This is a genomic window from Microbispora sitophila (genome assembly GCF_014892245.1).
Taxonomy (GTDB): Bacteria; Actinomycetota; Actinomycetes; order Streptosporangiales; family Streptosporangiaceae; genus Microbispora; species Microbispora siamensis.
Genome location: NZ_JADBGC010000002.1, coordinates 101511 through 117453, shown reverse-complemented (window position 1 = coordinate 117453; position 15943 = coordinate 101511). Strand labels below are relative to the sequence as shown.

Genomic DNA, 15943 nt, shown 5'->3' with positions numbered 1-15943 from the left:
GTGCGGAAACGGGCGCCGGCCGGCACAGGAGAGGACCGCGGGGCCCGGACGTCGAAGGGCTTGCCGGTCCGGATGGGAAGAGCGTCATGAAACTGGTCTACAAGGTCCTGGCCTCCCTCGTCGCGGCCGAGGTCGCCGTGCAGGCGATGATGGTCGTTCTCGGCGACGCCGGGCTGTTCAAGTACGTCGAGCAGGGCGGCGTGATCGACAAGGCGAGCGCGGAGAGCGGGGGGATCGACTTCCCCGAGTTCTTCGCCTTCGTGGTCCACGGCGTGAACGGGATGATGGTCATCCCCTCGATCGCGCTGCTCCTCCTCGTCTCCTCGTTCTTCGCGAAGATCCCCGGAGCGGTCAAGGGGGCGGCCCTCGTGGTCCTGCTCGTCGCGGTCCAGGTCTCCCTGGGCCTCCTCGGCCACCAGATCCCCGCCCTGGGCGCCCTGCACGGCCTGAACGCGCTGCTGCTGTTCAGCGCTGCCGTCCACGCCGCGCGTCGCGGCCGCGGCGCCGTGGTGAGCGCGCCCGCCCAGTCGCACGCCCGTGTCGAGACCGTCGCCTGACGACATCTCGCATGAACAGGACTCGCCGTCGCGGCGCCCGCCTCCGCCTCGCTCTGGCGGGCGCCGCGACCATCGCCCTGCTCGGCCCGCTGGCCTGGATGTGGCAGGACAGTCTCATGCCCGGTGCGTACTCCGTCATGGACATGGGGTACGCGGACTACGGCGGCGCTCTCACACGCGTGGCCGGCACCTCCGAACACTCCGAACACAGCGGGCACCTCGAGCACAGCGGGCACTCCGAGCACACGGCGTCGGCGCGGAGCCTGACGTCGTTGACGGCCGACCCGGACCGCCCGGCCGACGTCGCGATCACCCTGGTCGCGCGCAAGCAGCGGTTCCGGCTGCCCACCGGCCGCTCGGTTGACGGATACACGCTGAACGGCGCCTCGCCCGGCCCGGTCATCCACGTGACCGTCGGGCAGTTGGTGGAGGTCCGCCTCGTCAACGAGTCGGTGCCGGACGGCATCACGCTGCACTGGCACGGCGTCGACGTGCCCAACGCCGCGGACGGGGTCGCCGGCGTCACCCAGGACGCGGTCGGCGTGGGCCGGTCGTTCACCTACCGCTTCGTCGCCGGCCAGGCCGGCACCTTCTGGTATCACTCCCACCAGGTGTCCCACGAGCAGGTGCGCCGTGGCCTGCTGGGCGCCCTGGTGGTGACCCCGGCGGCGCGACCGCCGGCAGGCACGGCCGACGTCGTGGCGCTGCTGCACCTCTACGACGGGGCCCGCACGATCAACGGGCGGGAGGGAGACGTCCGCGCCGAGGCGCGTCCCGGCGAACGGGTGCGCGTACGGGTGATCAACACGGAGAACGGCCAGACGCCCGTCTGGGTCGGCGGCGCCCCGTTCCGGCTCGCCGCCGTCGACGGCACCGACCTGCACGAGCCCGCTCCCGTACGGGACACCGCCGTGACGGTCACGGCGGGAGGCCGCGCCGACATCGAGGTGACCATGCCCGAGGACGGCTCGCCGGTGCGGGTCCACATCGGCGGCCCGGCCGGCGTCGTGCTCGGCTCGCGGTCGTACGACGCGCCCGCCGTTCCCCGGCCCGCGGCCACACTGGACCTGCTCTCCTACGGCACTCCGGCGTCACTCGGGTTCGATCCGGACCGGCCCGACCGGCGGTTCGACTACGAGATCGGGCGCCGCCCGGGCTTCCTGGACGGACGTCCCGGGGTCTGGTGGACGATCAACGGCCACATGTTCCCCGACGTGCCGATGTTCGTCGTCGCCGAGGGCGACGTGGTGCGGGTGCGCATCGTCAACGACAGCGGCGAGCCGCACCCGATGCACCTGCACGGCCATCACGCCGTGGTGCTGAGCCGAGACGGCGTGCGGGCGACGGGCAGCCCGTGGTGGGTGGACTCGCTCGAGGTCGGCACCGGCGAGTCGTACGACATCGCCTTCGTCGCCGACAACCCGGGCATCTGGATGGACCACTGCCACAACCTGCCGCACGCCACGGAGGGGCTCGTCGCCCACCTCATGTACGAGGGAGTCACCACGCCCTTCACCGTGGGCGGGACGGCCGGGAACGAGCCGGAATGACCTCTCCAAGGCGAGGACCTCGCGAAGGCGGCCCACACCACACCTGGTGTCTTGACCCTGGAACGCTCCGGCTCCCGGCCTGAACCTTTCATGACAGGCGATGTCACCCGCGCCGGATCGGGTTCCGGTCCGGGCGGCGACCTCGCATGTCACCGCGCCGGGACCCCTGACTGCGAGGGCCACCGGACCGCATCGCGACGTCTCGTCGGTTGATCTCCGTCGCCCCGATGAGAACGTGATGACGGCTGGTCGAGTGATCAGCCCGCGAAGGGAGGAGTCTCCATGGTTCGCACGTTCCAGTCCTGGGGCGACCGTCTGCTCGCCCGTCTGGTGCCGAGGACCGAGGCGTCGGCAGCGGTGCCGTGCTGGTGCATGCAGCAGAAGTGGTGCTGCTACGGCGGCAACTACGGCTACTACTGCGGCCAGGTCGGCACCTGCTGAGACCCTGCCGCGGCGGGCCGCGTGCGGACGACGTCCGCACGCGGTGCCTGCCGGTGCGGCCCCGGGGGACGTGCCGCAGGGCGTCACGGCATCCCCCTGGAGCCGACGGCTCCCGCCGGGTCCCTGCCGCCGGTCACCTCTCGGCGATCACGTGCGGTGCGCGACGGAGTCCCAAGCCGAAGGGGGAATCCATGAACTACCTGCTCCTCGCCTGCCGGATGGCCATCGGGCTGACGTTCCTGATCTCACTCGCGTCGAAGCTGCGCGGGCGGGAGTCCTGGCTGCGGTTCGCCGACGCCACGGCACGGCTGCTTCCCGCCCGTATGGGGGCCGTGCGAGCGGAGCGGCGCCACGCGCTCGCGACCGTGGTCGCCACCGCGGAGGGAGCCGTCGTCGTGCTGATGACCGTCCCGGCCGCGGCGTCCGCCGGGTTCGCGGTGGCGCTGGCCGCGCTGGCGGCGTTCTCCTTCGTCATCCACGCCGCGATCCGCAGGGGGCTCGCGGTCCCCTGCCACTGTTTCGGCGGCCGGAGACTGCCGGTCGGGCCCGCCGACCTCGCCAGGAACGCCCTCCTCGGGCTGATCGCCCTCACCGGCCTGGCTTTGACGGTCCTCGTCCCCGTACGCGGGCCGGCCGAACTCGCGGGAGCGGCGGTCGCGGCCATGGCCGCGCTCCTGGTCACGGTCCTGGTCGTGCTGACGGGAGAGATCGCCGACCTGTTCGGGCTCACCCGGGAGAGCAGGTAGCGGTGCCCCACCCGGTCCGGAGGCGGCTGGTCCTCCTTCCTGTCGTGGCCGTGGCGCTCTCCGGCCTGGCCGTGGTCGCCTGGCTGCGCCGGCGGTTCGTCGTGGTCGCGGTCTCCGGCGACAGCATGCGGCCGAGCTTCCGCACCGGCGATCGCGTCCTGGTGCGGCGCATCCCGGCGCGGCGCGTACGGGTGGGCGAGGTCGTCGTGATCGAGGCGCCGCGGCCCCGGAATCACCAGCCGGGGCCGGAACGAAAGTGGCACATCAAGCGGGTGGCGGCGGTCGGGGACGATCCGGTGCCCGCACCGGTCGCGGACGCGCCCGCACTCCGGAACGCCGACCGGGTGCCGTCCGGCCATCTGGTCGTCCTGGGCGACAATCCCGGATCCAGCCTGGACTCGCGCCAGCGCGGCTTCGTGCCCGCCGACCGGGTCCTGGGTGTGGTCCTGCGGCGGTTGCCGCCGGAAAACCGATGAAAACCACGGCCCGAGCAGGGAGATCTCATGCCGTTCCTCATCGCCTTCGTCGCGGTCGTCGGTGTCCTGTGCGCCGTGGACCTCGTCCTGTCCGTGGGCATCATCAGAAGGCTCCGTGAGCACTCGGAGGCGTTGGCCGCGTTGCGGCGCGGGCCGGCGGTCATGGCCCCTGCCGGGTCGGTCGTCGGGCCGTTCACCGCCGTGACCACGGACGGGGAGACCGTCTCCGACGACACCTTCTCCGAGACGCCCACGCTCGTCGGCGTGTTCTCACCGGGCTGCCCCGCCTGCGCCGAGCGCCTGCCGTCGTTCGTCGACGCGGCCAAGAACCACGCGGGCGGGAGGTCGTCGGTCCTCGCCGTACTGGCCGGTCGAGAGGAGGACGTCGCGGCGGAGCGGGCCGCGCTCGAACCCGTCGCCCGTGTGGTGATCGAAAGCTCCGGCGGCGGCCTCACGAGGGCGCTGTCGGTGTCCGGGTTCCCCGCCTTCGCGCTCGTCGCCGCCTCCCGCACGATCCTCGCGAGCGGCACCAGCATGGAGGGCCTGGGCGCGTGAGAGCGGTCTGGGCGGCCGTCCGGCTGGCCTGGGAGTCGGGCCGGGCGCGACTGACCGCCTACGGCGCGCTGACCGTCGCCGGCGCGGTGATCCCACCGGCCGTCGCCTGGCTGACCAAGGTCGTGCTCGACCTGGTCGCCCACGGGACGGCGACCCCTGCGTCGATCGCCTGGCTGGGCGCGGCCCTGGCCGCCTGCGGGATCGCGGCGGCCGTCGTCCCCCAGGCCTCCCTGTACCTGAAGGAGGAAATCGGCAGGAGGGTCGGCGTCATCGCGCAGGACCGCCTGTTCCTCGCCACCGAGCGGTTCGTCGGGCTGGCCAGGTTCGAGGAACCCGCCTTCCTCGACAGGCTAAGACTCGCCCTGCAGTACGGCGGCGCCACGCCCGGCATGGTGGTCACGGCCGTCTTCGGGACCGTCAGGTCGGTGCTGGCGGGCGTGAGCTTCCTCGGCGCGCTCGCCCTGATCAGCCCGTGGATGGCCGTCCTGGTGGCGGCCACCGCTGTGCCGGGCCTCGCGTCCGAGGTCTGGCTGTCCCGGCGCCGCGCCGCGATGCTGCTCGTGATAGGCCCGAACGAGCGCCGTGAGATCTTCTTCCAGGACCTCCTCCTGGGCGTCCAGGCGGCCAAGGAGATCCGGCTGTTCGGCCTCGCGGGCCACCTTCGCGGTCTGATGCGCGAGCAACGCGTGACGGCCAACGCCGAGCGCCGCCGCACGGACCGCCGGGAGCTCGCCGTCCAGAGTGTCATGAGCGGCACGAGCGCCCTGCTGGCGGGAGCGGGCCTGCTCTGGACCCTGCTGGAGACACTCGGCGGGGGCCGGACCGTCGGGGACATCGCGCTGTTCGTCGCCGCCGTCGCCGGAGTCCAAGGGGCGATCGTCGGCCTCGTCGGGGAGGTCGCGAGGCTGCACCAGCAGGCCCTGCTCTTCGGTCACTATCTGTCGGTGCTGGCGGCCCCGCCGGACCTCCCGGTGCGGTCCGGGCCGGTGCCCGGGCTGCGGCGGGGGATCGAGTTCCGCGACGTCTGGTTCCGATACTCGGCCGAGCACGAGTGGGCACTGCGCGGTGTCTCGTTCACCATCCCGTACGGACACTCGGTCGGCCTCGTCGGCCGCAACGGCGCGGGCAAGAGCACGGTGGTCAAGCTGCTGTGCCGGATGTACGACCCGGAGCGGGGTGCGATCCTCTGGGACGGCGTCGACATCAGGGATGTCGATCCCGCACAGCTGCGGCGGCGGATCGGCTCGGTGTTCCAGGACTACATGACCTACGACATGAGCGCGGCGGAGAACATCGGCCTCGGCGATCTCGACGCGATGGGGGATCGGGAGCGGATCACCGAAGCGGCCGGCCGGGCGGGGGCCGACGGCTTCATCGGCGCGCTGCCCCGCGGCTACGACACGCTGCTGTCGCGGATCTTCCTCGACGGCGGCGAGGCGGGCGTCCACCTGTCCGGCGGTCAGTGGCAGCGTCTCGCGCTGGCACGCGCCTACCTCAGGGGCGGACGTGACCTGCTGATCCTGGACGAGCCCAGCTCGGGCCTGGACGCCGAGGCCGAACACGAGATCCACAGCGGGCTGCGGCGGCACCGGGCAGGGCGGACCAACCTGCTCATCTCGCATCGTCTCGGCTCGATCCGGGAGGCCGACCTGATCGTGGTCCTGGACGAGGGGCGGGTGGCCGAGCGCGGCTCGCACGCCGGCCTGCTGCGCCTCGGCGGCCTGTACGCGAGCCTGTTCGCGATCCAGGCGGAGGGCTACCAGGTCGGCTGACGCGCGCTGTCACGCCAGCGGCAGCGTGATCGTGAACAGGCAGCCTGGGCCCTCGTTGACCACGCCGATCTCGCCGTCGTGGGCCTCCACGATGCCCCGCGCGATGGCGAGGCCGAGCCCGGCGCCGCCGTCGGGGCCGGGCGTTCGCGCCGCCTCGCCGCGGAACGCGACGTCGAAGACCCGGGGAAGGTCCTCCTCCGGGATTCCGCCGCAGCCGTCCAGTACCGACAGGCGGGCGGTCGTCTCTTCCGCCGACGCCCGCACGACGACCGTGCCCCCGGCGGGCGTGTGGCGGATGGCGTTCACCACCAGGTTGCGTACGGCCCGGCCGAGTTGCCCGGCGTCCACGTGCACCGGGACCCGCGGGTCCGCCTCGCCGGTCAGGTGCACGCCCTCGGCGCGGGCCAGCGGCTCGACGGCGGCGAGGGTGTCCGCGACGAGGTCGCCGAGCCCCGTGCGGGTGAGCGTGGGCCGCAGCGTGCCCGCGTGGATGCGCGACAGCTCGAACAGGTCCTCCACCATCCCGGCGAGCCTGTCGACCTCCACTCTGATCTGGACGTGGTAGCGCTTGACGGTCTCGGGGTCGTCGGCCACCCCGTCCTCCAGGGCCTCCACCATCGCCCGCATGCCCGCGAGGGGGGTGCGCAGGTCGTGGCTGACCCACGCGACCAGTTCGCGCCGCGCGCTCTCCAGTGCCCGCTCGCGCTCGTGGCCCAGCCGCAGCCGCTCGTACGCCTGCTCCAGCGCGGTGCTGATGGTCTGCAGTTCGGCCGGGAGCGGCGCGGGCGGCGGGGTGAACCGGCCGGAGGGCGGCACGCTCTCCAGCGCGCCCACGAGGCTCCTGCTGGCGCGCACCACCGTGCGGGCGTTCACCAGCGCGACGCCGAGGCCCACCAGGCCGCCGATGCCGACGACGGTTAGCACGATGTTCTTCGGCCGCCCATCGATGATCATGGCGAGGGTGATGGCGACCACCCCGGCCAGCGTCGCGGAGACCGTCACGGCCGCGACGACCGCGAGCATCACGCCGATCGACCGGCGGCGCAGCACCCGTAGCAGCGCCAGGCCGAGGGCCGCGATGACGAGACCGAGCCCGGCGGCGACCGCGACGATCTGGACGATCATGACAGCGGCTCGTAGCGGTAGCCGACGCCCCAGACCGTGACGATCCTGCGCGGGTCGGTGGGGTCGTCCTCGATCTTCTCCCGCAGCCTGCGCACGTGGACCGTCACGGTGGAGGAGTCGCCGAACGACCAGCCCCAGACCTGGTCGAGCAGGGCCGTGCGGCTGAACGCCTGGCGGGGATTGCGCAGCAGGTAGACGAGCAGGTCGAACTCCCGGGCGGTCAGCGTGATCTCCTTGCCGCCCAGGTGCACCTCGTGGGCGCCGACGTCCACCACCAGGTCGCCGTCGCGCAGCACACCGGTGCCCGTCGGCACCAGCGCGCCGCGGGCCCGCCGCAGCACGGACTGCACGCGCAGGGCCAGCTCGCGCGGGCTGAACGGCTTCGTCACGTAGTCGTCGGCGCCGGTCTCCAGGCCGACCACCCGGTCCATCTCCTCGCCGAGGGCGGTCAGCATGATCACCGGCACGGGCCAGCGCTCCCGCAGCTTCCGGCAGACCTGCAGGCCGTCGAGCTTGGGCAGCATCAGGTCGAGCACCATCAGGTCGGGCGGGTCGGCCAGGGCCCGCCGCAGCGCCTCGGCCCCGTCGCCCACGCACTCGACCTCGTGCCCGTCCCGCTCCAGGTAGCGGGCCACCACCTCGGCGACGGTGGGGTCGTCGTCCACCACGAGGACACGGGCGGGATTCGGGGGAGTCTTCGAGGCCGGCACGCCCTCAACGGTAAGTCCGCCGGGCCGCCCGGCCGAGCCCCGTCACCGTCTCGTAAGAACCGGCCGCGCGAGCAGTTTGTTGGCGAACCGCCGCCGAACGCGATGATTCACGTGAAACCTCATGCATCGCGGGTATGCGAACCGATTTTGGATCAAGCTCGCGGTTGTCGGTGCCACCGCGTACCTTGGGGCCATGGCCCGTACCGTACTGACCGTTCTGGGGATCCTCCTGGCCCTGTGGCTGGTGTTCGGATTCGTGATCCCCGCCCTGTTCGCGACGCTGAAGTTCCTGCTCATCATCGGGATCATCGCCCTCGTCGTCGTCGTCGCGGTCACCGTCGTCGGGAAGCTGTCCCGCTGACGTGAACGCTCTCCAGGCCGCCATCGGATCGCTCGTCTGGCTGCTGGCCGAGTTGGCCGCCGGGTCTTCCGGCCCCGGCGCGCTGACCGCGGCCGGCCTGGCCGGCGTGGCCGTCCTGGTGTTCGCCTGGATGCTCTGCCGGCTGACCGGCGTCCCTGTTCTGCGTCAGGGGCCGGGCAGGCTGTCGTACAACGGTGAGACGGCGATGGTCAGGCTGCGCGATCCCGGCATGCCTGGCCGTCCCCGTCCCCGCGCACCATCCGGAAGCCCCGCGCTCGTCTGACCGGCCACCCGGTCACGAGCGCTTTCGTCATGCCCTCATCCACCGGCAAAGGTCACAGACGAAAGGCTTCCCATGTTCGACTTCGTGCTCGATCCCGCATACCGGCTCATCGACGCCCTCAGCCACGTCACCGGCGGCGGGCTCGCGATCGTCCTGGTCACCCTCGCCGTACGGCTGTCGCTGCTGCCGCTGAGCGTCCGCGTCGCCCGTGCCCAGCGGATCCGGACGCGGCTCGCTCCCCAGGTGGACAGGCTGCGCACGCGGTGGAAGAACGACCCCCAGCGGCTTCTGCGTGAGGTGAACGCGTTGTACGCCAAGGAGGGCGTCGGCCGGTTCACCGGCTACCTCCCGGCGTTCGCGCAGTCGCCGTTCTTCATGGTGACCTACCGGCTGTTCACGGCCGCCGTCATCGCGGGACACCCGAACCTGCTGCTGGCGCAGAGCGTGCTCGGCGTGCCGCTGGGGGAGCACCTCGCGGCCGCGGTCGCCGGGGCGGGCCTGGTCAGCCCGGCGGCCGGAGTGTTCGCCGCACTGCTCGCGCTGCTCGTCGTCGTGGCCGTGATCGCCGCCCGCAGGGTCGAGCCCACGGCGCCGATGCGGCGCCTTCAGGTCCTCACGCCGTTCTGGACCGTGGCCGTGGCGGCCTTCCTCCCGCTCGCGGCGGGCGTCTACCTGCTCGTGAGCAGCGCCTGGACGACGGCCGAGCGGGCCGTCCTCTATCCGCGCACGGCGTGACGGGGGGCCTGGAATGCTGACGGCATGACCCGTGATCACGTGATCGTGACCTGGGCGGCCGGGGACACCGGCGGGGACGACCTGCGGGCGCTCCTGGCCGCCTACCACCTGCGGACCGAGGCCGAGAAGGGCGTCCCGGGCCGGCCCGGCGCGTCTGCCCGAGCGCTACCGGGTGGAGGTCGAGGACCCGGGCACGGCGTTCGCGGACGACGTCGTGCTGGTCGCGCGTCGCGGGGACGCCACGATCGGCTGCGTGGTGCTCGCAGCGCCCGCCGAAGGGCGGGCGGAGATCAAACGGCTGTGGGTCGACCCGGGCGAGCGCGGCAGGGGCGTGGCCGGCGCGCTCGTCCGCGCCGCGCTCACCCGGGCGCACACGACCGGCCTGCGGTCGGTACGGCTGTCGGTGTGGCGCTGGCGGACGACGGCGATCGCCCTCTACGAGCGGCTCGGCTTCGCCGTCACCGAGTCCTGGGACTCCCGGGACGACCTGGTCTGCATGGAGCACGCCTTCGGCGACAGGGGCGGAGCGTAGCGGCGGGGTGGTCAGCCGACCTCGCGCAGCACCGGGGTTTCGGACAGCTCGGGATGCCCGTTTCGGGTGGGCCATGAGGCGGAGACGACGGCCCAGACGGTGGTCGCCTCCTCCTCGTGCCTGACCCCCCAACGCTCGGCCAGGTATTCGACGATGCCGAGCCCACGGCCGCCGAGGGACGACAGCGTCGGACGGCCCGCGCGGGGTTCCGTGTACGCGCCGCCGTCGCTCACGGCCACCTCGACCTGGGTGTCCGAGCAGAGCCAAGCCACTTTGAGCTGGCCGGACGGGAGAGGGTGGGCGTGGCGCAGCGCGTTGCTCAGCAGTTCGCTCATGATCAGCACGACGTCGTCGACGGCGGAGGCCATCAGCCCCGCGTTCGAAAGTTCGGCGCTGAGGCGCTGACGTGCGACGGCGACGCTCGACGGTGCGTACGGCAGCATCACGACGCTCGACGCACTCACCTCCCCGTTACCCCCGATTCTGCTGCACGAGCCAGTACGACCGAAATGCCCCGCTTACTCGGCCGGGAAACCGTGCCCCGGATCACAGCTTGTGCACATTGGACAATAGTTCAGTCCTTAAGTGGTGACGCCACGCTCCGATCTGTCTTGTCAGGATGAAGATCCTGCCGACGTCAGCACCAGCCGCATGCGGGTTCCCCCGCCGGACCGGGGCAGCGCGGCGACGTCCCCGCCCTGGGCGCGGGCGAGGTTGCGCACGATGTACAGCCCGAGCCCGACGCCGCCGAACCTGCGCCGGTCGCCGCTGTCGGCCTGGACGAACCGCTCGAAGATCCGCTCCCGGTCGCCCGCCGCGATGCCCACTCCCTCGTCGTCCACCACCAGCACGACCCGGTCGTCCTCCGGCCATGCCTCGACCCGGATCAGGCCGCCGTCCGGGGAGTACTTGAACGCGTTCTCCAGCAGCTGGGCCAGCAGAATGTCGGTGGCCAGCGCGTCCCCGTACACGAGGGGGAGATCGGGCGGGATGTCCACCTCCAGCCGGTGCCGGTCGGACAGGACTGGCAGCCCGAGCGTCGCCGCGCGCACCCGTGCGGCCAGGTCGAAGGGCTCGACCCTGACCTTCAGCTCCTCCGCACCCGCCCGCGCGCCGAGCAGCAGGTGGTCCATGAGCTGCCCGAGCGACCGGGCGCGCTCGGCGATCGTGTGGACCGCCGACCGCCGCTCCTCGTCGGACAGGTGGTCCCAGCGGGAGTCGAGCGTGCTGGCGAAGCCGTGCACGATCGTGATCGGCGTACGCAGCTCGTGGCTGGTGGTGGCGAGGAACAGGTCCTTGGCCTCCTCCAGTTCCTTGGCCCGGGTCACGTCGCGGAAGTCGACGACGGTCTCCCCCGTCTCCCGGATCTCCGCGCACAGCACGTCGAGCCATCGGCCGGACGGAAGCTGGAAGGTGAGCTTCTCCCCCGGCGCCGGCAGCGGGAAGGGCGGCGGCCCTCCGATCACGCGGTCCGCCGGGTGGCCGGTCAGCTCGGCCGCCGCGGGGTTCCACCGCACGACCGCGCCCGCGCCGTCCAGCACCGCGATGCCGTCGGCGCTGGCGTCGAAGACGGCCCGCTCGTGGGCGCGCTGTCGCACCGCGTCCTGGTACGCCATGGCGTTGGCGACCGCGATGCCGGCGTGCCCGGCGAGCAGTTCGAGCAGTTCGAGCTCCAGGTGGCTCGCCTTGCGCCGGGCGAACAACGCGTAGAGCGCTCCATAGGGACGCCCGCCCACGGCGGCGATGCCGACGGCGATCGTGTGCAGGCCGGGCAGGCGCGCCCAGATCAGGTCCTGGAAGCCCTCCGGGCCGGTCTCGAGCAGCACGGTCTTGCCGGTGCGCAACAGCTTGGCGACCAGGCTGGTGTGCAGCCCGGCGGTGGCCCCGCGCAGCGTCTCGGGCAACTGGTGGACGCCGACCAGGCGCAGCCGCTCCCCCTCGATGGACACGAAACCCCCGGCGTCGGCGCCGGTCAGCTCGGTCAGGCTCGCGGCGATGCGGTCGAGCACGACGGGCAGGTCGAGCTCGGCGTTGATGTCGCCGACGACGTCGGTCAGCCGCCGCACCAGGCGGGCGCGGCGCACCATCCTGCCGTGCGCGGCGTCGTCGTCCTCGGCGGCGTGGTAGACGCTCACATATCCGAGCAGGACGCCGCCAGGCGAGCACAACGCGCTCGTGTCCACCCGCAGGTCGAGCAGCCGCCCGTCCCGGTGGAGGCGTTTGGTGGTCAGCGACACCCGGCCTCCCGCGCGTACGCGTTCGAGCACGGCGTTGTGCTCGGCCATCAGCTCGTCCGGCACGATCGGGGCCCGCCTGCCCAGCAGATCGGACGCGGGCCAGCCGAACAGCCGCTCGGCCGCCGCGTTCCAGCTCAGCACGGCCAGGTCGCGGTCGAGCGCGACGATCGCGTCGGGGGAGCCGGCCAGGACCGCGCGCGCGAGACCCTCCTCGACGTCCCCGAAGACCGCGGGGGCGAGGTCCGCCGCCCGGCCGTCCACGCTGCTGTCACCCACGTCCCCATCGTGCCTTCTTTCACCTTTTGATCTTGGGGTTTTCCGTCACCTCGCGACCGCTCCGATACGCTGCCTGCACGCAGAGAAGAGAAAGTGGGGCGCCCATGTCCACCGAGGACCTCGAAGCCCTGCTCCGCGTGACCTCGCCGGGTTACGTCGGCGAGACCCCGCCCGAGGTCGCCTTCGGCACCACCGACGCGCCGGTGGGCCGCCTGGTCCTCGCGGTGACCGCGCGCGGCGTGCTGGCCTGCACCTACGAGGACGAGCACGGGGTCTTCGCCCGGGTCTCCCGCGCCGTCGGCTCGTTCATCGGGCCCGACCCGCGCCGCCTCGATCCCCTGCGCAGAGAGCTGGACGCGTACTTCACGGGCAGGCTGCGCACCTTCTCCCTTCCGGTGGACCTGCGCCTGGTCACCGGCTTCAGCCGTACGGTGATCCAGCTCATGCCGGCCGTGCCGTACGGCAGCGTCACCACCTACCAGGAGATCGCCGAGCGGATCGGGCGGCCGCAGGCGCCCCGCGCGGTGGCCAACGCCCTGGCCGGCAACCCGGTCTGCCTGCTCCTGCCGTGCCACCGGGCGGTGGAGGGCCCCGGCTCGCTCGGCGGCTACGCCGGCGGCCCGGCGGCCAAGGAGCACCTGCTCCGCCTGGAAGGCGCCCTCTGACCGCGAAGCCGACCGGGGGAGAGACCGGCCGCCTCTAACGGCGTGACCGCAAGCGGCGGGCCGGGAGGGAGAGCGCCACGGTCACCAGCGCGGCGACGAGGAACGCGGCGAGCGCGGCGTTCATCCAGGGCTGGTGGACGAACCCGAGGATGAGGCGGACCTCGGTCCAGATCCCGTCCCACCAGCCGACCGTCGGGGTTGAGGTCACGATCCAGTACGCCGCGAACCCGAGGATCCACGGCACGACCATGAGCCAGCGCGAGGGGGCGTCCCCGGCCGTGTTCCACCGGGCGGCCCCGCCGAGCAGGAAGTAGTCCACCACGAGCACCGCGAACATCGGCACGAACACCGCCCCGATGACGCTCAGGAACGCACCATAGGAGTTCACGTCGGCGAACAGCGCGATCAGCGTGGTGAGCACACCGATCACGACCGAAATCACCCGACGGTCCCAGCGAGGCGCGAGGTTCTGGATCGAGACGGTCGTCGAGTAGACGTTCGCGAACGACTGGTCGGCCTCGCGCAGCACCAGGATGCCGAAGAACACGACCCCGAGAGGGGCGGCCACGAACGGCTCCCACACCTTGTCCCCGTCGTTGCCGACGAGCGCGAGCGCGGCGATGCCGAGGGCCAGGCAGGCCACCTGGGCGATCGTGTATCCGGCGACCACGCCGGTGAACGCCGCGCCGCTCGATCGCGAGTGCCTGGCGTAGTCGGCGGCCATCGGCACCCACGACACCGACAGCGCGATGACGTAGTCGACGGCGGGAGCGAACGCCTCCCAGGAGCCGCCCCCCACGGACGGCCCCTTGGCGAACAGGGCGACCGACAGCCAGATCATGGCGATCACCACGCCCGCCGTGACGTACCGCCGCAGCAGCCGCAGCGCGCCGAGCGGCCGGATCGTCAGCGCGATCGTCAGCGCGCCCGCCGCGACCGCCCACACCGCGTACGGCACCGAGGCGCCGAACAGCGCCTGCGCGCCGTTGGCGATGACCCACAGCTCGAAGGCGCCCCAGCCGAGCATCTGCACGATGTTCAGCACGGTCGGGATGTACGAGAGCCGGGCCCCGAACAGGCCGCGCAGCAGCACCATCGCGGGGCGGCCGGTCCGCGTGCCGGGGATCGCGGCCAGGCCGACCATGGCCGTCCCCAGCAGGCTGCCGACGACGGCGGCGAGCACCGCCGCGGTGAACGTGAGCGGCTTGCCGCCCAGCGGGTCGAGCAGGAACAGCGCCCCCGAGAAGCCGAGGAGACTGACCCCGAGATTGGCCCAGAACGCCCCCTGGTCGAGCAGGCCCAGGCTCCTCGGGGCCTCCTCGTCCAGAGTGAGCGGAACCTCCGCGTGCGCGTCGTCGACGACGGCAGAAGTCATCACACGCTCCCTACGCCGGCATTATCCGGACAGGTTCATGCGGTCGGCGGCACGAGTTCGATCCGCCCTCTCAGCCCGGTTACGCCCGAGCTCCCGCGGGTATTGATGATGTCTTTGCGATTATGACACTAGTTTGACCGTTTTCCTACGCCGCCCTGTCCCTAGGCCACGTAGGGCGCCTCACCGGTCTCGCTCACCATCGGACGCCCGGCGGCGGCCCAGGTCCGCATGCCGCCGTCCACGTTCACGGCGTCGCGGCCGATGTGGTTGAGCCACATCGCGGCGTGCGCCGAGCGACCGCCGACCCGGCAGACCACGTACACCGGCCGGTCGTGCGGCACCTCGTCCACCCGCGCCTGCAGCTCGCCGAGCGGGATGTGGACGGCGCCGGGCGCGTGGCCGGCCACCCACTCCTCGTTCTCGCGGACGTCCAGCAGGTACGCGTCCTCGGGCAGTGCGTCGGGGGCGATTTCCGGCAATGTCATGCGCCCATTCTGACGGCACACCGTCGATGCCCGGGCCCATGCCGTGAGCTGTGACCCACGGTGATGCGACGAGCCGTGTCCACGAGGGGTGTCCATACTCCGCCAGGTGGGGTTCGTCACGGATCTCGACGCGCTCGGCACACGGCCGGCGGTGCGGGCGTCATGACCTCCCGGCAGGCCTACTTCAGCAGGCGCGACAGCCGGCGGTCGGCCAGCGGCTTGCCGCCGGTCTGGCAGGTCGGGCAGTACTGCAGCGACGAGTCGGCGAACGACACCTCCCTGATCGTGTCGCCGCACACCTCGCACGCCTCGCCCGTACGGCCGTGCACGCGCAGGCCCGACTTCTTCTCCGACTTGAGGTCCTTGGCGGCCAGCCCCCTGGCCCGCCCGACCGCGTCCCGCAGCGTGCTCACGATCGCGTCGTGCAGGTCGGCGACCTGGCCGTCCGTCAGCGTTCCGGCGATCTTGAAGGGGGACATCCTGGCGACGTGCAGCACCTCGTCGGAGTAGGCGTTGCCGATGCCCGCGATCACCTTCTGGTCCCGCAGCAGGCCCTTGATCTGCGCGCGGCTCCCCCCCACGATCGTCTTGAGCAGGTCCGGCGTGAAGTCCTCGGCGAGCGGATCCGGCCCGAGGCCCGCGATGCCGGGGACGTCCTCCGGATCGCGCACCACGTAGACGGCCAGGCGCTTCTGCGTGCCCGCCTCGGTCAGCTCGAACCCGGGGGCGCGGCCGTCCTCGCCCGGCGACAGCCTCACCCGGACCGCGAGCGGGCCCTTGCCCGGCCGCACCGGTTTCGCACCCGTGAGGTCGTCACGCCAGCGCAGCCAGCCGCCGCGGGCCAGATGGGTGACGAAGTGCAGGCCGTCGCAGTCGACGTCGAGGAACTTGCCGTGCCGCGTCACGCCGGTGACGAGCAGTCCGGCGAGCGCGCTGACGGGCGGGTCGACGGTCTTGAGCGCCTGGAAGGCGGTCACGTCGACCCCGATGACGGCATGGCCGACGGCGTGCTCGCGGAGGAACTCGGCGAGCGCCTCGACCTCGGGCAGCTCCGGCATGCCC

Annotated in this window: 19 protein-coding genes and 1 riboswitch; of the genes, 12 read left to right on the top strand and 7 right to left on the bottom strand. The window is 72.3% G+C overall.

The features are described from left to right. The first annotated feature begins 86 nt into the window (after positions 1-86). The 7 genes from IL992_RS03750 (at position 87) to IL992_RS03720 (ending at position 6097) form a co-directional block, all read left to right on the top strand. A complete protein-coding gene (locus tag IL992_RS03750) occupies positions 87-557 on the top strand; it encodes a hypothetical protein (protein WP_193201907.1) in 471 nt (156 codons plus the stop codon). 11 nt (positions 558-568) lie between these two features. Next, positions 569-2107 carry a multicopper oxidase family protein gene (locus IL992_RS03745; protein ID WP_193201906.1) on the top strand — a complete coding sequence of 513 codons (1539 nt, stop codon included), beginning with the start codon at positions 569-571 and terminating at the stop codon, positions 2105-2107. Between the two features lie 282 nt (positions 2108-2389). Then, complete coding sequence (locus IL992_RS03740; protein ID WP_193201905.1) at positions 2390-2548, top strand: hypothetical protein; 159 nt, start codon at positions 2390-2392, stop codon at positions 2546-2548. A gap of 191 nt (positions 2549-2739) precedes the next feature. Continuing rightward, positions 2740-3294: a MauE/DoxX family redox-associated membrane protein gene (locus IL992_RS03735; RefSeq protein WP_193201904.1), complete on the top strand. Its 555-nt coding sequence runs from the start codon at positions 2740-2742 to the stop codon at positions 3292-3294. 2 nt (positions 3295-3296) lie between these two features. Then, positions 3297-3770 carry a S26 family signal peptidase gene (locus IL992_RS03730; RefSeq protein ID WP_319018315.1) on the top strand — a complete coding sequence of 158 codons (474 nt, stop codon included), beginning with the start codon at positions 3297-3299 and terminating at the stop codon, positions 3768-3770. 27 nt (positions 3771-3797) lie between these two features. Beyond that, positions 3798-4325 (top strand): TlpA family protein disulfide reductase, encoded by a 528-nt coding sequence (locus tag IL992_RS03725; protein ID WP_193201903.1) that lies wholly within the window; start codon positions 3798-3800, stop codon positions 4323-4325. Next, complete coding sequence (locus tag IL992_RS03720; protein ID WP_193201902.1) at positions 4322-6097, top strand: ABC transporter ATP-binding protein; 1776 nt, start codon at positions 4322-4324, stop codon at positions 6095-6097. The genes IL992_RS03725 and IL992_RS03720 overlap by 4 nt, the downstream gene beginning before the upstream one ends. 9 nt (positions 6098-6106) lie before the next feature. On the opposite strand, the gene IL992_RS03715 is transcribed toward IL992_RS03720, so the two are convergent. Next, positions 6107-7222 carry a sensor histidine kinase gene (locus IL992_RS03715; protein ID WP_193201901.1) on the bottom strand — a complete coding sequence of 372 codons (1116 nt, stop codon included), beginning with the start codon at positions 7220-7222 and terminating at the stop codon, positions 6107-6109. Continuing rightward, positions 7219-7932: a response regulator transcription factor gene (locus IL992_RS03710; protein ID WP_193201900.1), complete on the bottom strand. Its 714-nt coding sequence runs from the start codon at positions 7930-7932 to the stop codon at positions 7219-7221. The genes IL992_RS03715 and IL992_RS03710 overlap by 4 nt, the downstream gene beginning before the upstream one ends. A gap of 193 nt (positions 7933-8125) precedes the next feature. Here IL992_RS03710 and IL992_RS03705 point away from each other — a divergent pair, with 193 nt between their 5' ends. The 4 genes from IL992_RS03705 to IL992_RS03690 all read left to right on the top strand — a co-directional run bounded on the left by IL992_RS03705 (position 8126) and on the right by IL992_RS03690 (position 9843). Then, positions 8126-8293: a hypothetical protein gene (locus IL992_RS03705; protein ID WP_193201899.1), complete on the top strand. Its 168-nt coding sequence runs from the start codon at positions 8126-8128 to the stop codon at positions 8291-8293. 1 nt (position 8294) lies between these two features. Further along, positions 8295-8576 carry a DUF6412 domain-containing protein gene (locus tag IL992_RS47485; protein ID WP_193201898.1) on the top strand — a complete coding sequence of 94 codons (282 nt, stop codon included), beginning with the start codon at positions 8295-8297 and terminating at the stop codon, positions 8574-8576. A gap of 72 nt (positions 8577-8648) precedes the next feature. Continuing rightward, the gene (locus IL992_RS03695; protein ID WP_193201897.1) at positions 8649-9311 is read left to right on the top strand and encodes a YidC/Oxa1 family membrane protein insertase; all 663 of its coding nucleotides are present in this window, start codon (positions 8649-8651) and stop codon (positions 9309-9311) included. A 172-nt stretch (positions 9312-9483) separates the two neighbouring features. Further along, positions 9484-9843, top strand: coding sequence for a GNAT family N-acetyltransferase (locus IL992_RS03690; RefSeq protein WP_319018314.1), 360 nt, complete (start codon positions 9484-9486; stop codon positions 9841-9843). 11 nt (positions 9844-9854) lie between these two features. On the opposite strand, the gene IL992_RS03685 is transcribed toward IL992_RS03690, so the two are convergent. Both IL992_RS03685 and IL992_RS03680 read right to left on the bottom strand, forming a co-directional pair. Further along, positions 9855-10307 carry an ATP-binding protein gene (locus tag IL992_RS03685; protein ID WP_319018313.1) on the bottom strand — a complete coding sequence of 151 codons (453 nt, stop codon included), beginning with the start codon at positions 10305-10307 and terminating at the stop codon, positions 9855-9857. Between the two features lie 150 nt (positions 10308-10457). Next, positions 10458-12341 (bottom strand): sensor histidine kinase, encoded by a 1884-nt coding sequence (locus IL992_RS03680; RefSeq protein WP_193202252.1) that lies wholly within the window; start codon positions 12339-12341, stop codon positions 10458-10460. 119 nt (positions 12342-12460) lie between these two features. Here IL992_RS03680 and IL992_RS03675 point away from each other — a divergent pair, with 119 nt between their 5' ends. Continuing rightward, positions 12461-13021 (top strand): methylated-DNA--[protein]-cysteine S-methyltransferase, encoded by a 561-nt coding sequence (locus IL992_RS03675; protein ID WP_193201896.1) that lies wholly within the window; start codon positions 12461-12463, stop codon positions 13019-13021. A gap of 34 nt (positions 13022-13055) precedes the next feature. On the opposite strand, the gene IL992_RS03670 is transcribed toward IL992_RS03675, so the two are convergent. From IL992_RS03670 to IL992_RS03660, 3 genes are all read right to left on the bottom strand, one after another. Beyond that, entirely contained in the window at positions 13056-14396 is a 1341-nt protein-coding gene (locus tag IL992_RS03670; RefSeq protein WP_193201895.1) for a purine-cytosine permease family protein, read from the bottom strand. Continuing rightward, positions 14387-14503, bottom strand: a riboswitch (TPP riboswitch). Its footprint overlaps the gene before it by 10 nt. A 54-nt stretch (positions 14504-14557) precedes the next feature. Continuing rightward, positions 14558-14881, bottom strand: coding sequence for a rhodanese-like domain-containing protein (locus IL992_RS03665; RefSeq protein WP_193201894.1), 324 nt, complete (start codon positions 14879-14881; stop codon positions 14558-14560). 179 nt (positions 14882-15060) lie between these two features. Further along, positions 15061-15939 carry an Fpg/Nei family DNA glycosylase gene (locus tag IL992_RS03660; protein ID WP_193201893.1) on the bottom strand — a complete coding sequence of 293 codons (879 nt, stop codon included), beginning with the start codon at positions 15937-15939 and terminating at the stop codon, positions 15061-15063. Positions 15940-15943: the final 4 nt, after the last annotated feature.

What these genes read in the sequence shown, in the direction of transcription:
- IL992_RS03750 (WP_193201907.1), top strand. Translation starts at nt 87, where the DNA reads ATGAAACTGGTCTACAAGGTCCTGGCCTCCCTCGTCGCGGCCGAGGTC.
- IL992_RS03745 (WP_193201906.1), top strand. Translation starts at nt 569, where the DNA reads ATGAACAGGACTCGCCGTCGCGGCGCCCGCCTCCGCCTCGCTCTGGCG.
- IL992_RS03740 (WP_193201905.1), top strand. Translation starts at nt 2,390, where the DNA reads ATGGTTCGCACGTTCCAGTCCTGGGGCGACCGTCTGCTCGCCCGTCTG.
- IL992_RS03735 (WP_193201904.1), top strand. Translation starts at nt 2,740, where the DNA reads ATGAACTACCTGCTCCTCGCCTGCCGGATGGCCATCGGGCTGACGTTC.
- IL992_RS03725 (WP_193201903.1), top strand. Translation starts at nt 3,798, where the DNA reads ATGCCGTTCCTCATCGCCTTCGTCGCGGTCGTCGGTGTCCTGTGCGCC.
- IL992_RS03715 (WP_193201901.1), bottom strand. Translation starts at nt 7,222, where the DNA reads ATGATCGTCCAGATCGTCGCGGTCGCCGCCGGGCTCGGTCTCGTCATC.
- IL992_RS03705 (WP_193201899.1), top strand. Translation starts at nt 8,126, where the DNA reads ATGGCCCGTACCGTACTGACCGTTCTGGGGATCCTCCTGGCCCTGTGG.
- IL992_RS03695 (WP_193201897.1), top strand. Translation starts at nt 8,649, where the DNA reads ATGTTCGACTTCGTGCTCGATCCCGCATACCGGCTCATCGACGCCCTC.
- IL992_RS03675 (WP_193201896.1), top strand. Translation starts at nt 12,461, where the DNA reads ATGTCCACCGAGGACCTCGAAGCCCTGCTCCGCGTGACCTCGCCGGGT.
- IL992_RS03670 (WP_193201895.1), bottom strand. Translation starts at nt 14,396, where the DNA reads ATGACTTCTGCCGTCGTCGACGACGCGCACGCGGAGGTTCCGCTCACT.
- IL992_RS03665 (WP_193201894.1), bottom strand. Translation starts at nt 14,881, where the DNA reads ATGACATTGCCGGAAATCGCCCCCGACGCACTGCCCGAGGACGCGTAC.
- IL992_RS03660 (WP_193201893.1), bottom strand. Translation starts at nt 15,939, where the DNA reads ATGCCGGAGCTGCCCGAGGTCGAGGCGCTCGCCGAGTTCCTCCGCGAG.